Below are 13,221 nucleotides of genomic sequence, written 5' to 3'. Positions count from 1 at the left end.
TTTCACGCTCCGTGTAAGACAAACGACGGTAGGGCGTTGATTAAGCTTTGGCAGCTTAGCTGCGGTTGAGACTAGTTTTTGTAGATGATCGGGTAGGGCACAGCAGCGGTTTGTGGGTGAGAAGCCGCTAGTTTGATTAATACGGCTGCATATTGTTGAGTGGCGGTTTGAGGAGAAAACCAAGACTCTAGACGCTGGCGTCCGCGATCGCCCATTTGTTGCGCCGCCGTGGTATCTAAACTGAGATAACGAATGAACTTAGCCAGCGCCTTGGCATTGCCTTGTTCAAAAACCGCGCCACAGCCGATTTTTTTGACAAGTTGACCCAAGTAAGAATCTTTTTCGCTGATGATAGCAACCGGGCGACCTGCTGCCAGCGAAGAGTAAAACTTGCTGGGGGCAACCAAACCTTCAAAGCCTGAACGAATGCTAACCAGCGATAGATCGCAAGCCGTCAACGAATAGGGTAAAGTTTCACGGGCTTGGTAGGGCAAAAACAGACAGTTTTTTAAACCCAGGCTTTCGGCTTTTTGCTGGCAGTGATGACGCTGAGCGCCGCCGCCAACAAAAACAAAGCGGATGGGTTTATTTTTCAGGTATCTAGCAGCCGTTATCACCGTTTCTAAATCGTGGCAGCGACCCATGTTACCTGAATAAAGCACCGTGAAAGGCTCAACCAAATCATGCTTCCAGGCAAACCAGTTGCGATTTTTAGGAATGGGCACAATCTGCTCTGGATCAGCCCAGTTATGAATCACAGAAATTTTAGTAGCCAGTTCGGGCTGGTAATCTACAAGGCGCTGCTTCATAGCCGGACTCAACACAATAATGGCTTGAGCCTGCTGCCAAACTTTAGCATTGAGCCGTCGCCAGTAGCGGGCTAGCCAGTGCTGATCAGAAAGGACTTGAGAGGCGATCGCAATGTCAGGATACAAATCGTAGAGCAGGCAAACATAGGGTAAGCCCAAGCATCGCTGAGCCAAGTAACCCAAAAACGGCAGAAAAGGAGGGGCTGTCGTCACCAGCAAAACCTCATGCTGCCGAGCGGTTCGCAGTAAGTAAAAGATAGCGTGAATGCAAAACAGCAGGCCACCAATGGCTTTGCCCCGAATCCGGTTGAACCAAAGGCGAGCAATGGGCGATCGCTTCACGACCAACCGCTCAGACTTTTCTACAGCAGGCGCGGAGGTTTGATCAAAGGCATAACCGGGTTGGCCAGTAAAGACCTCAACCGCAATGTTAAACTGGCCCAAATTTTGCGCCAAATCCTCAATCAGTTGTCCCGTAGCGGCGTAGTCAGGCGGATAAAACTGGGTGATAATACAAAGCTTTAGCGACTGCGGCAAAGCAGATAGCTGCGATCGCAACTGGCCTGCCGCCTTCGCTAAATGATCGAGCTGAGATTGAGATCGGTACTGCCCGAACATGCTACCTCCTCATAGTTGGGTTGGGTTCGGGAAAGCCGAGAGGCGGGTCTGGCCACCCTCAACAGCTTAGTTATTGGCGGCTGCTTCATTGGCAGCCAAAAGCGCAGCATTGTTGGCCGTTTCCAAAAGCGCCTGAATCACCTGAAATTCAGCAGGTAAATTAGTTAAAAAGTTGGCATCAGCACCGCGAACCACACTGTTATACGCCGCAACGGTGCTCTCTAGAGAAGCTGCTGTCGGATCGCTAGACAACAAGCTACTTAAGCGGGTTACCAGTTGCTGAGTCGGCGCAGTCGGTGCCCCCTGAGTAATGAGGCTGTTTTGCAACGGGGTTTCACCCCCGCCGGGAGAGACCAGTTGACCATAGAGGCTCGTTTGGGCGCTGCAATAGGCCGTCTGAGTGGTTGCGGCAGCCAGCCCAGTCGAGGGAGGCGCTAAAGTACACTCAGCCAAGCGATCGACCGCCTGATTTAAGGCAGCGTTAATCGCCGCCGCCACCGGGGTGCCGCTCACTGGGGTAGACGGTTGCGGCTGAAAAGCCCCGCCAGCAATATCGCCAGTAGTAATAATATTGCCTGTCACATCAGAAGCATTGCCGCTTTGAGCTTGAGCAGGCAAGCTATCGGTTAAGCCTATAGCAACAAAGCTCACCCCGATCAAAAAACTTAGCCGAAAATTTAGCAGCCGCATCCTTGTTTACTCCTTAAACATGGACTCTATGCAATCAAAATGTGGTACCGACCCCGACGCCCATAATGAAGCGGGTTCCATCCCCCGCTTCCCCGGTCACATCTGCTAAGGCTGGCGTAATCACTAAAGGAAAGTTGCGCAAAGGCGCGACCGAAACCCCTAAATTTAAGTCTTGTCCCGTCCAATCGGCAATCACAGAAACAGGCTCGACAACTCTAATCCCCACACTGCCAAAAACATCAACGTCATTCTCGCCACTGCCTTCGCTGCGGAAACGACCGCCGCCTAAGCCAACCGAAGTAGTGATGCTGCTAAAAGGTCGGCTGGGATCGTCTCTAAGCCGAAAAATTTTACTGACGACCCCATAGCCGCTTTCTCCCCCATCAGGATTGCCAAAAGTAATCAGGTTTTCAACCCCAGCCGCGATCGCCCATCCCCCTTCAAACTGTCGATGCAGCTTAAAGCTAAAGCCGCCATCTTCAAAGGCATCACCTTGCAAATCAACAATGGCTAACGCTACTTCTAACCCCACTAAATTACGCGCATCTCCCAAGCCAAAGCCGACAGAAACAGCCCCATCCGCACGATTGGTAAAGCGAGCCCGTTCCTGAAACGTAGCGCCAAAAAAGACATCTCGCCAATCTGCCCCAAAGGCAGTCGGTGAACCAATTGTTGAACCTGGAATGCCTAAAGCACCCGTGGGAGCCACAACCAAAGCGGGCACTTCTGCTGGCGTATCGGGCAGCAAAAGCTGGTTACGAATCGCTTCTAGTTCAGCCAGGGTGGGGCCAGGGGGGGCATAAGCCACAATGTAGCGGGTGACAGGGTTCGTCGCGGCTAAAGCTGGCGCGCGGTCGGTTGCCACCAGAGCTTGATAGACAAAGGCTGCTACTTCAGCCCGGGTGGCCAGTTGGCTAGGTCTTAACAGCCCTACATCAGGGTAGTTGACGACAATTTGGGCTTCGGTGACAGCAGCAACGCGCGATCGCGCATAGTCTGGCACCGCTCCGGCATCTGCATAACGACGCATCAGCACCGTACTGACATCGGCTGTACTCGACAAATTTAAGCCACTCCCCAAAGCCAGCAACACCTCAACCCGCGAGATGGGCTGATTGGGTCGAAAGGTTCCATCCGGATAGCCACTTAAAAAGCCCAGTGCCGTGGCCTCCTGAATTGCTTCATAGCCCCAGTAGTCTGGCGAAATATCGCTAAAAACCAAGGGCGTACGCACAGCCGTACCGGAAAAAGCCTGACGCACCAAAGCGGCAAACTGCACGCGCGTGACGGGTTCATCTGGCCGAAACGTTCCGTCTAAAAAACCTCTGATAATTTGCCGTTGCACCAAGGGTTGAATAAACGCCTGCGCCCAGTGACCTTGAACATCGGCAAGGGTTGACCCTTGAGCCACCTGCCCAGGCTGCGAACCGGGTTGGGTGAGCGAATCAGCCGTTCTACCCGCTGCATTTTGGTTAAGGGAAGATAGCTCAGGTGTGAGAGCCGCGCTAGGAGCCAGAGAAGCTGCCGTGAGGTCAGATAACTGCTGCGAGGTATGTACTTGCGAGGCTAAGCGACTCAAGCGAGGAACGGCGGGTGCCGGATGGGTGGCTGCAACCGCGGGTGCCTGACTAAGGGTTGACGAGGTTGCAGCCTCAGCCGCTTCAGCGCTGCCAGTAGCTACGCCCCATTCAGCCGTGCCGTAAAGGGCCAAACTTGCCAGTATCCACCCTGTCCCCCAGTACCATGACCCTTGCCTTCGCTGTCGCTCATGGCCAATTACGGATAGCGTCATGTTTCAACTCCTCACGCGTTGTTGGCTTTGAACTAGGCTATTTCTGCCTTAAACAAGCCTTTGCAAATAGTAATTAGAATTAGCCTGATTAATATTAAGAAATATTATTTTTGCGTTTACTGCTGGTGGCGGTATAAAAAACAACTCGCATTTTCTTTAAAAATGCAAAGCTACAGAGATTGCCGCAAAAGGACATGAATAAAAACCAAATTCCCCCAAGGCTTGTCCAAAAATGTGCTGAATAATACTTATTGGATGACCCGGTATAAAATGTTGAGTGAACCAAAAAGAGAGTTCTAATTGAGCAATTTGACCCGTTTTTGGCGGCGATAAATCCCTGGGGGAGTGCTAAAAATTTAGCAGAAAATCGCAAAAATTAGGCTATACAGCTAATTTTCAAGCGTATCTACTAGCAGTTCCAAAAGAAATATAACTAAAAGAAAACAAACTCAGCGGTAATCGTCAAGGGGCTTGACAGTAATATCAAACTTTTGAGTTGAAAAAAACTAAGGCAAAAACATTGAGGTTTTATGAGGTTTTTGGCGGCTCTGTGTATTTACGCAAAAGGAACCGATAAAGTTTGATAGAGGCGCTTGGAAATCTGTAGATGTCCTTCCCCGGCGATCGCTATAGTATGGCTCTAGCGGGTGCAACGTTTGGCTAGGTTCTGATCAGCTTGCTGTCAAAATATTTTTCGCCAGAAATCACTTTAGCCGTTAAGCTTATGGCAACCTTCAACGCAACTGCTAATTTTCTGGTGAGCCTTCTCCCCTCATAACCTGTTTGGCTCCAATCTTTCTGTCTTAGAAGCTATGCTGATATCGGTCTTCTCTCCCCTCAAATTGCTTCGCGGCGGCGGCCTGGGGTTAATCTATTGGGCGATCGCGGCTAGTTCGAGTTGGGCGCAGATACCCGCTTCAACCCTAGAACAATTGCCATCAGCGCCTGAAGCCATCAATAACTGGCCAACCGCTACGCCAGCCCTGCCAGCCGCAACCGAGCAAGCCTATCGCTTGGGAGTCGGCGATCGCTTGCAGATTGAAGTTTTCAACGTGCCCGAATATAGCGGCGAGTATCAGGTTTTGGTCGATGGAGCCTTAAATTTACCGATGGTAGGCCGGGTATCCGTCAAAGGGCTGTCGCTGGCGGCTGCCGGAGAAGCCATCGGTGTCGCCTATGCTCCCCTGGTGCGGCGACCATTGGTAACGGTCAGTTTGCTACAGCCGCGTCCGGTCGAAATTGCGATCGCAGGTGAAGTCAGCCGTCCTGGTGTTTATACCCTAGCGGTTGAAGAAGGAGCCAAATTCCCCAGCTTGGTACAGGCTATTCAAACCGCTGGTGGCCTCACCCAAGTTGCCGATTTAGCCCAAATTCAGCTCCGTCGTCCCCAAGCCAACGGTACGGCTCAAGTTACTCAAGTCAATCTATGGGCTTTGCTTCAGCAAGGTGATCTCAGCCAAAATCCGGCTCTGCAAGATGGCGACACCCTGGTGATTCCCACCGTGGCGCAAACCGACTTAGCGGCGATCAATCAGCTTGCAGCCGCCAACTTTGCCGAAGTGCCTGACCAATCCCTCAACATTGCTGTCGTGGGCGAAGTTTTTCGGCCTGGTTCGCACCAGCTCAACATCGAAGAAGACAACCAAGACCAACCCACGCTGACGAGAGCCTTACAAGTGGCCGGGGGCATTACCCCGACTGCCAATATTCGCCAGCTTGAAGTGCGGCGACAAACCCGCAGCGGCAGTACCCAAACCATTCCCATTGACTTGTGGGCGCTGTTGCAGGGAGGCGACTTGCAGCAAGACCTGATTTTGCAGCAGGGCGATACCATTGTGGTGCCAGAAGCTGCCAACCTCAGCCCGGAAGAAGCCGTACAGCTTGCCAGTGCCAGCTTTTCACCCAATGAGATTGAGGTCAATGTCGTGGGGCGAGTGGAAGAACCCGGCGTCGTCAAGCTACGCCCCAATACGCCGCTCAATCAGGCGCTACTGGCGGCTGGTGGCTTTAGCAACGAAGCCCGCACTGAATCGGTCGAACTGATTCGCCTGAACCCAGATGGCACCGCGACCCGGCGCAACATTGAGGTAGATTTGTCTGCTGGCATCGACGAAGATACCAACCCCATCTTGCGCCATCAAGATGTGGTGGTGGTAGCGCCCTCTGGCTTGACCAACCTTTCGGAAAACTTAGGTGCTCTCTTTAACCCCTTGCGGCTCTTGCTGCCTTTTTCAATTTTCTTTTGAGGAGCTGTTTTGTGGGCAAACAAACGAATTTTTACTATTTGTGGTTTGAGGAGTCAGCTTAATGGAACCCTATCAGCCCTTCGGGTCAAACGGCCATAGCCATCCCCCCGCTCAAGTTTTACAGTTGCCCTGGCCGCAGGCTTTGATCAACGACGAAGACGATTTTGATCTGCGTCAGAGCTTAGCGCTGGTACGCCGTCGCGCGGTTCTTATTGTCACGGTGATGGCAGCGGTGCTGGCGACAGCCGTGGCCACTACGTTTACTCAAACCCCGAAATACGAAGGCAAGTTTCAGCTTTTGGTAGAACCCGTTACCGCCGATGATGAGCTAGCTCAGCTAACGCCCACAATCGATTTACCGCAGACGGGGTTAGACTACGATACGCAAATTCAAGTTTTAAAAAGCCCTGAACTGCTAGCACCGATTATCGCTCAGCTACAGCAAACCTACCCCGATCTGGACTACAACAGTCTGATGGAAGCCCTGACGATTGTGCAGCTACAAGATACCAAGATTTTGGAGGTACGCTACCGCAATCCAGATGCGGTGCAAATTGAAACAGTTTTAGAAAAGCTGGCGGCTGCTTACCTGGCCTATAGCCTCAATGAGCGTAAAACCAACTTGCGACAGGGGATTGAGTTTGTCAACGAGCAGCTACCTCAGCTAGAACAACGGGTGAATCAGCTTCAGGGACAGCTCCAGGTTTTTCGCCAGCAGTATAATTTCATTGATCCGGGTACGCAGGCTCAAGAACTCAGCCAGCAGCGAGTTGCCTTGCTGCAAGAGCGGCTGACGTTAGATCAGGAGTTGGCGGCAGTGCGATCGCAGTGGCAAGAGCTACAGCAAACAATTGGCTCCATCTCAGTGCTTAAAGACGCGCCTGTTTACGAGCAGTTGGTTAGCCGCATCCGCGAACTTGAAGCCAAAATTGCCCAAGAAACAACTCGCTTTACCGATGAAAACCCAGCAATGGCCGTGCTGCAAGAAGAGCGGCAAAACCTGCTGCCGATTTTACAAGATGAGGCTCAGCGGGTTTTAGAAATTGAACGGGCGCAAATTGCAAACAATATTCAGACGTTAGAAAGTAGAAGCAGCCGTTTGTCTCAGTCGGAGGCGGTTTTGGCTCAGCAGATGCAGCAGTTGCCCGCGATCGCTCGCCAGTACGCCGACTTAGAACGAGAACTGCACGTCGCGACCGAAAGCTTGAATCGCTTTTTAACCACGCGAGAAACGTTACAAATTGAAGGCGCTCAAGCCGAAATTCCCTGGCAGGTTTTGGATGCTCCAGATTTGCCAGAACAGCCGATTTCTCCCAATATTCCTCGTAACTTAATTCTAGGCTTTGCCGCCAGCTTGCTGTTAGGTCTGGCAGCCGCCCTGCTAGCCGAAAAGCTAGATACCGTCTTTCACAGCGCTGATGAGCTAAAAGAAAAGACTCAACTGCCCGTTTTGGGGACAATTCCTTTTTGTCGTCAGTTGCCGACTACACACCTGGCTGCTGTGGTAGAGGGTAGCCGTACAGGGGGTCTGAGCGCTCCTCACCAGCCGTACGAAAACCACAGCTTTGTCGAAGCCTTCCGGGCTTTACATGCCAGTATTCGCTTTTTGGGGTCAGACAAGCCTGTGCGATCGCTGACGGTCAGCTCTGCCCTACCCGGAGATGGTAAATCTACCATTGCTATCAATCTGGCTGAAACGGCGGCAGCTATGGGACAGCGAGTGTTGCTGGTAGATGCCGATTTGCGACAGCCACAAGTTCATACTCGCCTCGGTCTGGCTAATTTTAGAGGACTCAGTAACCTGATTTCGGCTCGGCTGTCGCTGCGGCAGGTGATTCAGCAGTCACCCCAACACGAAAATCTTTATGTCATTACCGCTGGCTCTATTCCCCCTGATCCGACCAAGCTGCTGGCTTCTCAAAAGATGAAACATTTGGTCAATCGGGTTGATAAGGTGTTTGACCTGGTGATTTACGATACGCCGCCGCTGGCGACGCTGGTTGATGCCAGCCTCTTAGCCACTCATATGGATGGAGTGGTTTTAGTGGTCAGCCTCGACAAAACCCATTCGCCCGCTTTGATGCAGACGCTAGAGCGTTTGCAAATTAGCCGCATTCCAGTGTTAGGAACAGTAATCAATGGGGTGAAGCGCAGTGCAATGTCTACCTACGATTACTATTACCAGCAGCGACGCTACGTTCCAGAGGTTCCCGAAGAGCCAGTCGTTTTGAATGGCGCTGCCTCAAATGGCTACCATGCCAATGGTCGCCATATTTAGCCCTCTAAACAAAAGGCTTAGCCCACTGCTGCAGCGTTTTGAGCTGGGGCGGGGTGAGGCGGGTACGCGGGTTGATGGTTTTGAGGTGGTTAAGTGCTTCCCAAACGGGTAGCTGGTAGTGCCGACAGAGATAAGCGGTGCAAATTAAAGGCGATCGCTCAACCCCGGCCAGACAATGCACATAGGTTGGCTGTCCTTGCTGTTGAAAATCGTCTACCAGGGCGACGGCGGCGCTAATTTGCTCAGGGGTGAGCTGATCAGGGCTGTGACTATCGGGCAAAGGATAGCGTTGACAGCGAAAGACACGGGCGATCGCCGGGAGTTGCCCTTCTGACTGGCTACAAAGCGTTATGATGGCTGGAATCTTGGCTTTTTGGATCTCAGCAAGGTCAGCTACCGTCGGAAACGGGCCAACGGCAAGCTGCTGCGGCAACACCCAATGTAGCGGGGAGGTAGCGGCAGAAGTAGCCGTGCGGGGCTGGCGATGGCGGGATTGAAATAGCATTTGGCTCCTGGCTAATTAGCCATACCCTATCGGCAAGCTAGAGGCTTGGATCAAATAGCGTTGTCTATCTTTCATGACTGCTCTATGCTAGTGCAAATTTTGTTAACTGCCTGGAAAGGTTGATCAGGCCGTCAGGACTCGCATTGAAATTAAAGGCGATCGCCCCAGCTCATGACCTCTCAGACAGACCTACAAAAAAAGCTACGCCAGCTCGATGGCCAAAGCTACAAAGCCTACAAGTCGATTCGCGGCGACTATCGCTTTGATACGTTCACCCTCACGATTGACTATGTCCAGGGTGATCCATTTGCCGCGCCCAGCCAGCTTCAGGTTAAGGTGCCGCAAGCGATCGCCCGCTTTCCAGCAGCGCTATATCAAAACAAAAGTCGAGCGATCGCCCTGCGAGACTATCTCACGCGCCAGTTTGATCGAGCCGCGCAACAACTCAAACAAAAGCGAGGTTCGGGCAAAAGCGGCTTGATTGCAGTGATGAGTCCAGGACAGGCCATTCTCGATCGCACCACTGCCTTTGTCACGGCGACAACGGTAGAGCTACGTTTTGTGGTTGGCCTGCCTGCTTTTGGCCGTCGCATTGCGGGGCATCAGGCCGCGACACTGCTGTGCGAAGATATCCCAGCGCTAGTCGATCGCGCTTTGATTTATCCTCATCTGTCGGCAGCCGAGCTACAGCACCATCTAGAGACGGCTGAAGATGCCGACTCAATCCGCCATCAGTTAAGCGATCGGGGACTGGTGGCTTTTATTGCCGATGGAGCGATTTTACCCCGACGCAGTGGCGTAGATGATCGGCCTTTGACGGAGCAGGTGACGGCTTTTCGCTCACCAGACTCGCTCCGGGTCGTGTTTGACTGTCCCCATGCAGGGCAAATTAGCGGCCTGGGTATCCCTCAAGGCATTAGTTTAATTGTCGGCGGCGGCTACCACGGCAAATCTACGCTGCTGCGAGCAATCGAACAGGGCATTTATAATCACATTCCGGGGGATGGCCGCGAACAGGTCATTACTGTAGCTGGCGCTGTTAAAATTCGGGCTGAAGACGGTCGCAGTGTAGCCGGAGTTGATATTTCGCCGTTTATTAATCACCTGCCGCAAGGGCGATCAACCCAGCAGTTTTCGACGACCAATGCCAGCGGCAGCACTTCTCAGGCCGCTAGCATTGTTGAAGCAATCGAAGCGGGAGCCACGGCGCTGCTAGTAGACGAAGACACAGCCGCGACTAACTTTATGATTCGCGATCGCCGCATGCAAGCGCTAATTGCCAAGGCCAAAGAACCCATTACCCCCTTTATTGACAAAATTCGTCCGCTCTATAGCGACTACGGCATTTCTACGCTTTTGGTGATGGGTGGCAGCGGTGACTACTTCGACGTAGCCGACACCGTCATTGCTTTAGACAGCTACCAGCCCGCCGATGTGACCGCCGCCGCCAAAGCGATCGCCCAGCAATATGCCACCGAACGAACGGCTGAAGGGGGGCCGCGCTTTGGCGCGATCGCCCCTCGGATTCTTCATCCCGACAGTCTTGACCCTAGCAAAGGTCGCCGTGAGGTCAGCCTCAAAGTCCGCGATGTAGACGAACTGCGCTTTGGCAACGAAGCCGTCGATCTCGCCGCTGTTGAGCAGCTGATCGAGCCGGGACAGCTCAGGGCGATCGCAGCGGCCATGGTCTATGCTCAGCGCCACTACCTAGACGGCAAACAGCCCTTAGCAACGGTGCTGGACTTAGTCATGCAGGCTATTGAACAGCAAGGGTTAGAAGTCCTCAGCGATCGCATCGTCAGCGACTTTGCCAGCTTTCGCCGTTTTGAACTAGCAGCCGCCCTCAACCGGGTGCGATCGCTCCAGACTAATCCTCGTCAGGAATCACCTCTTTAGGAATAAAGCTAGCCCCCTGATCGGTGACGATGTGCATTCCATCCGACCATTCCAGCACAACTTTCAGGTCGCCAGCGGCTTCATCATTGTCGTCCATCGGTTCTAGACCCAGTTCCTGCGATCGCGCCAAAGCTTCGATCGCCTTTTGGTCGCCTCTTTCAGCCAAAATTTGGAGGCTGTTGAACATGGCTTTGCTCAGCGGCTGAGAATTGAGATCTGACATATCAGCAAAATCTCCTCTGCTCGTAAATTGCACAATAAAAAGCTAGTCTGGTCATCCTAATACAAAGGCAGCCCGTTGGGCACCTGATATCTGAAACCCCGTCAATTCCTCACCTTCAGGTTCGGTAACCCCCCCTTCAGAGAACCGCTTTTGCCTAGCACTATAGTAAATAGCTGTTAAGCCGGAGCAAGATTTTATGGCCAAAGTTGTTGGCATTGACTTAGGAACCACCAACTCCTGTGTAGCGGTAATGGAAGGCGGTAAGCCTGCCGTTATTGCTAATGCAGAGGGTTTTCGGACGACGCCTTCTGTCGTCGCCTATGCCAAAAACGGCGATCGCCTAGTCGGCCAAATCGCCAAGCGTCAGGCGGTGATGAACCCAGGCAACACGTTTTATTCTGTTAAGCGCTTTATCGGTCGTCGCTTTGATGAAGTGACCAACGAAGCGACTGAAGTGGCTTACAACGTCCTCAATTCTGGCGGCAATGTGCGTTTAGAGTCGTCTAACGCTGAAAAGCAGTTTGCCCCTGAAGAAATTTCAGCCCAGGTATTACGCAAGCTCGTAGACGATGCTAGTAAGTACATCGGCGAAACCGTTACCCAAGCCGTGATTACGGTTCCTGCTTACTTTAACGACTCTCAGCGTCAAGCCACCAAAGACGCAGGTCGAATTGCAGGTATTGAAGTTCTGCGAATTATCAACGAACCGACGGCGGCCTCTCTTGCCTATGGTCTAGACAAGAAAAGCAACGAAACCATTCTTGTTTTTGACTTGGGGGGCGGTACCTTCGACGTTTCTATTCTGGAAGTGGGCGACGGTGTTTTTGAAGTGCTTTCGACCTCTGGTGACACCCACCTCGGCGGTGACGACTTTGACAAGAAGATCGTTGATTATTTAGCAGGGGAGTTTGCTAAGTCTGAAGGGATTGACCTGCGCAAAGACAAGCAAGCGCTACAGCGGCTAACTGAAGCGGCTGAAAAAGCCAAGATTGAACTGTCTAGCGCTACTCAAACTGAAATTAACCTGCCTTTTATCACAGCTACGCAAGACGGGCCAAAGCACCTAGATACAACGCTAACCCGCGCCAAGTTTGAAGAACTGGCATCTGATCTCATCGATCGCTGCCGTATCCCGGTCGAAAATTCGCTGCGCGATGCCAAGCTCAGCAAAGAAAACATCGACGAAATTGTTCTAGTCGGTGGCTCTACCCGAATTCCGGCTGTACAAGAACTGGTGAAGCGCGTTCTGGGCAAAGATCCCAACCAAAGCGTTAACCCGGATGAAGTGGTTGCCATTGGGGCGGCTATTCAAGCGGGTGTGCTAGCTGGCGAAGTCAAAGACATTTTGCTGCTAGACGTTACGCCGCTCTCTTTAGGGGTTGAAACCTTAGGTGGCGTCATGACCAAGCTGATTCCGCGCAACACCACCATTCCTACCAAAAAGTCTGAGGTCTTCTCGACTGCCGTAGACGGCCAAACCAACGTCGAAATTCACGTCCTGCAGGGTGAGCGGGAAATGTCTAACGACAACAAGAGCCTAGGGACGTTCCGGCTCGATGGGATTCCCCCGGCTCCTCGCGGGGTTCCTCAAATCGAAGTCATCTTCGACATTGACGCCAACGGTATTCTCAACGTAACGGCCAAAGACAAAGGCACTGGCAAAGAGCAGTCTATTAGCATCACCGGGGCATCGACTCTAGATGAGCGAGAAGTCGATCGCATGGTGAAAGATGCAGAAGCCAATGCCGCAGCCGATAAAGAACGGCGTGAACGAATTGACCTTAAAAACCAGGCCGATTCGTTGTCTTACCAGGCTGAAAAGCAAATTGGTGAGCTAGGCGATAAGGTGCCTGCAGCCGACAAAGAAAAAATCGAAGGCCAGATTAAAGACCTTAGAGAAGCGATCGCCAGCGAAGACTTCGACAAGATCAAAACCCTAACCACTGAACTGCAACAGTCACTCTATACCGTCAGCAGCAATTTGTATCAGCAAGGCGATGGCGCTGCTGCGGGTGCCCCTGGTGCTGAGGCGGGTGCGCCTGCCGACGGCGACAGCGCCACAGGCGGCGAAGATGACGTGATTGATGCTGAATTTTCAGAGTCAGACGCTAACAAGTAAGGGGGTTCTGGCCACGTTTTAGGTAGAACGGAGTTATGGGGCAGG

General features: G+C 52.4%; 9 protein-coding genes. 4 read left to right on the top strand and 5 right to left on the bottom strand.

The features are described 5' to 3' along the window. Positions 1-71 precede the first annotated feature (71 nt). The 3 genes from ACTS3T_RS02025 to ACTS3T_RS02015 form a co-directional block, all read right to left on the bottom strand. A complete protein-coding gene (locus ACTS3T_RS02025) occupies positions 72-1,427 on the bottom strand; it encodes a glycosyltransferase family 4 protein (RefSeq protein WP_462934690.1) in 1,356 nt (451 codons plus the stop codon). Positions 1,428-1,493: 66 nt separating this feature from the next. Then, entirely contained in the window at positions 1,494-2,117 is a 624-nt protein-coding gene (locus ACTS3T_RS02020) for a hypothetical protein (protein ID WP_462934689.1), read from the bottom strand. Between the two features lie 34 nt (positions 2,118-2,151). Next, positions 2,152-3,909, bottom strand: coding sequence for an S-layer homology domain-containing protein (locus ACTS3T_RS02015; RefSeq protein WP_462934688.1), 1,758 nt, complete (start codon positions 3,907-3,909; stop codon positions 2,152-2,154). A gap of 812 nt (positions 3,910-4,721) precedes the next feature. On the opposite strand from ACTS3T_RS02015, the gene ACTS3T_RS02010 reads away from it, so the two are divergent. Both ACTS3T_RS02010 and ACTS3T_RS02005 read left to right on the top strand, forming a co-directional pair. Further along, positions 4,722-6,155 carry an SLBB domain-containing protein gene (locus tag ACTS3T_RS02010; RefSeq protein WP_462934687.1) on the top strand — a complete coding sequence of 478 codons (1,434 nt, stop codon included), beginning with the start codon at positions 4,722-4,724 and terminating at the stop codon, positions 6,153-6,155. 61 nt (positions 6,156-6,216) lie between these two features. Beyond that, entirely contained in the window at positions 6,217-8,433 is a 2,217-nt protein-coding gene (locus tag ACTS3T_RS02005) for a GumC family protein (RefSeq protein ID WP_462934686.1), read from the top strand. 4 nt (positions 8,434-8,437) lie between these two features. On the opposite strand, the gene ACTS3T_RS02000 is transcribed toward ACTS3T_RS02005, so the two are convergent. Next, positions 8,438-8,938: a protein-tyrosine phosphatase family protein gene (locus tag ACTS3T_RS02000; protein ID WP_462934685.1), complete on the bottom strand. Its 501-nt coding sequence runs from the start codon at positions 8,936-8,938 to the stop codon at positions 8,438-8,440. Between the two features lie 171 nt (positions 8,939-9,109). Here ACTS3T_RS02000 and ACTS3T_RS01995 point away from each other — a divergent pair, with 171 nt between their 5' ends. Beyond that, positions 9,110-10,834 carry an ABC-ATPase domain-containing protein gene (locus tag ACTS3T_RS01995; protein WP_462934684.1) on the top strand — a complete coding sequence of 575 codons (1,725 nt, stop codon included), beginning with the start codon at positions 9,110-9,112 and terminating at the stop codon, positions 10,832-10,834. Here ACTS3T_RS01995 and ACTS3T_RS01990 read toward each other — a convergent pair. Further along, positions 10,806-11,057 carry a hypothetical protein gene (locus tag ACTS3T_RS01990; RefSeq protein WP_462934683.1) on the bottom strand — a complete coding sequence of 84 codons (252 nt, stop codon included), beginning with the start codon at positions 11,055-11,057 and terminating at the stop codon, positions 10,806-10,808. The two genes, ACTS3T_RS01995 and ACTS3T_RS01990, sit on opposite strands and share 29 nt — an antisense overlap. A 196-nt stretch (positions 11,058-11,253) precedes the next feature. Between ACTS3T_RS01990 and dnaK the strand changes: the two genes are divergently transcribed. Then, complete coding sequence (gene dnaK / locus ACTS3T_RS01985) at positions 11,254-13,176, top strand: molecular chaperone DnaK (RefSeq protein WP_462934682.1); 1,923 nt, start codon at positions 11,254-11,256, stop codon at positions 13,174-13,176. Positions 13,177-13,221 lie beyond the last annotated feature (45 nt).

The sequence above is a fragment of the Almyronema sp. genome, assembly GCF_052168255.1.
GTDB classification, from domain to species: domain Bacteria; phylum Cyanobacteriota; class Cyanobacteriia; order Phormidesmidales; family Phormidesmidaceae; genus Sphaerothrix; species Sphaerothrix epifaneia.
Note: the sequence above shows the minus strand (reverse complement) of the source record. Positions and strands in the feature narration are given on the sequence as shown.

Coding starts and splice junctions, on each gene's coding strand:
- ACTS3T_RS02010 (WP_462934687.1), top strand. CDS start 4,722: ATGCTGATATCGGTCTTCTCTCCCCTCAAATTGCTTCGCGGCGGCGGC.
- dnaK (WP_462934682.1), top strand. CDS start 11,254: ATGGCCAAAGTTGTTGGCATTGACTTAGGAACCACCAACTCCTGTGTA.
- ACTS3T_RS02000 (WP_462934685.1), bottom strand. CDS start 8,938: ATGCTATTTCAATCCCGCCATCGCCAGCCCCGCACGGCTACTTCTGCC.
- ACTS3T_RS01990 (WP_462934683.1), bottom strand. CDS start 11,057: ATGTCAGATCTCAATTCTCAGCCGCTGAGCAAAGCCATGTTCAACAGC.
- ACTS3T_RS02005 (WP_462934686.1), top strand. CDS start 6,217: ATGGAACCCTATCAGCCCTTCGGGTCAAACGGCCATAGCCATCCCCCC.
- ACTS3T_RS02025 (WP_462934690.1), bottom strand. CDS start 1,427: ATGTTCGGGCAGTACCGATCTCAATCTCAGCTCGATCATTTAGCGAAG.
- ACTS3T_RS02015 (WP_462934688.1), bottom strand. CDS start 3,909: ATGACGCTATCCGTAATTGGCCATGAGCGACAGCGAAGGCAAGGGTCA.
- ACTS3T_RS01995 (WP_462934684.1), top strand. CDS start 9,110: ATGACCTCTCAGACAGACCTACAAAAAAAGCTACGCCAGCTCGATGGC.
- ACTS3T_RS02020 (WP_462934689.1), bottom strand. CDS start 2,117: ATGCGGCTGCTAAATTTTCGGCTAAGTTTTTTGATCGGGGTGAGCTTT.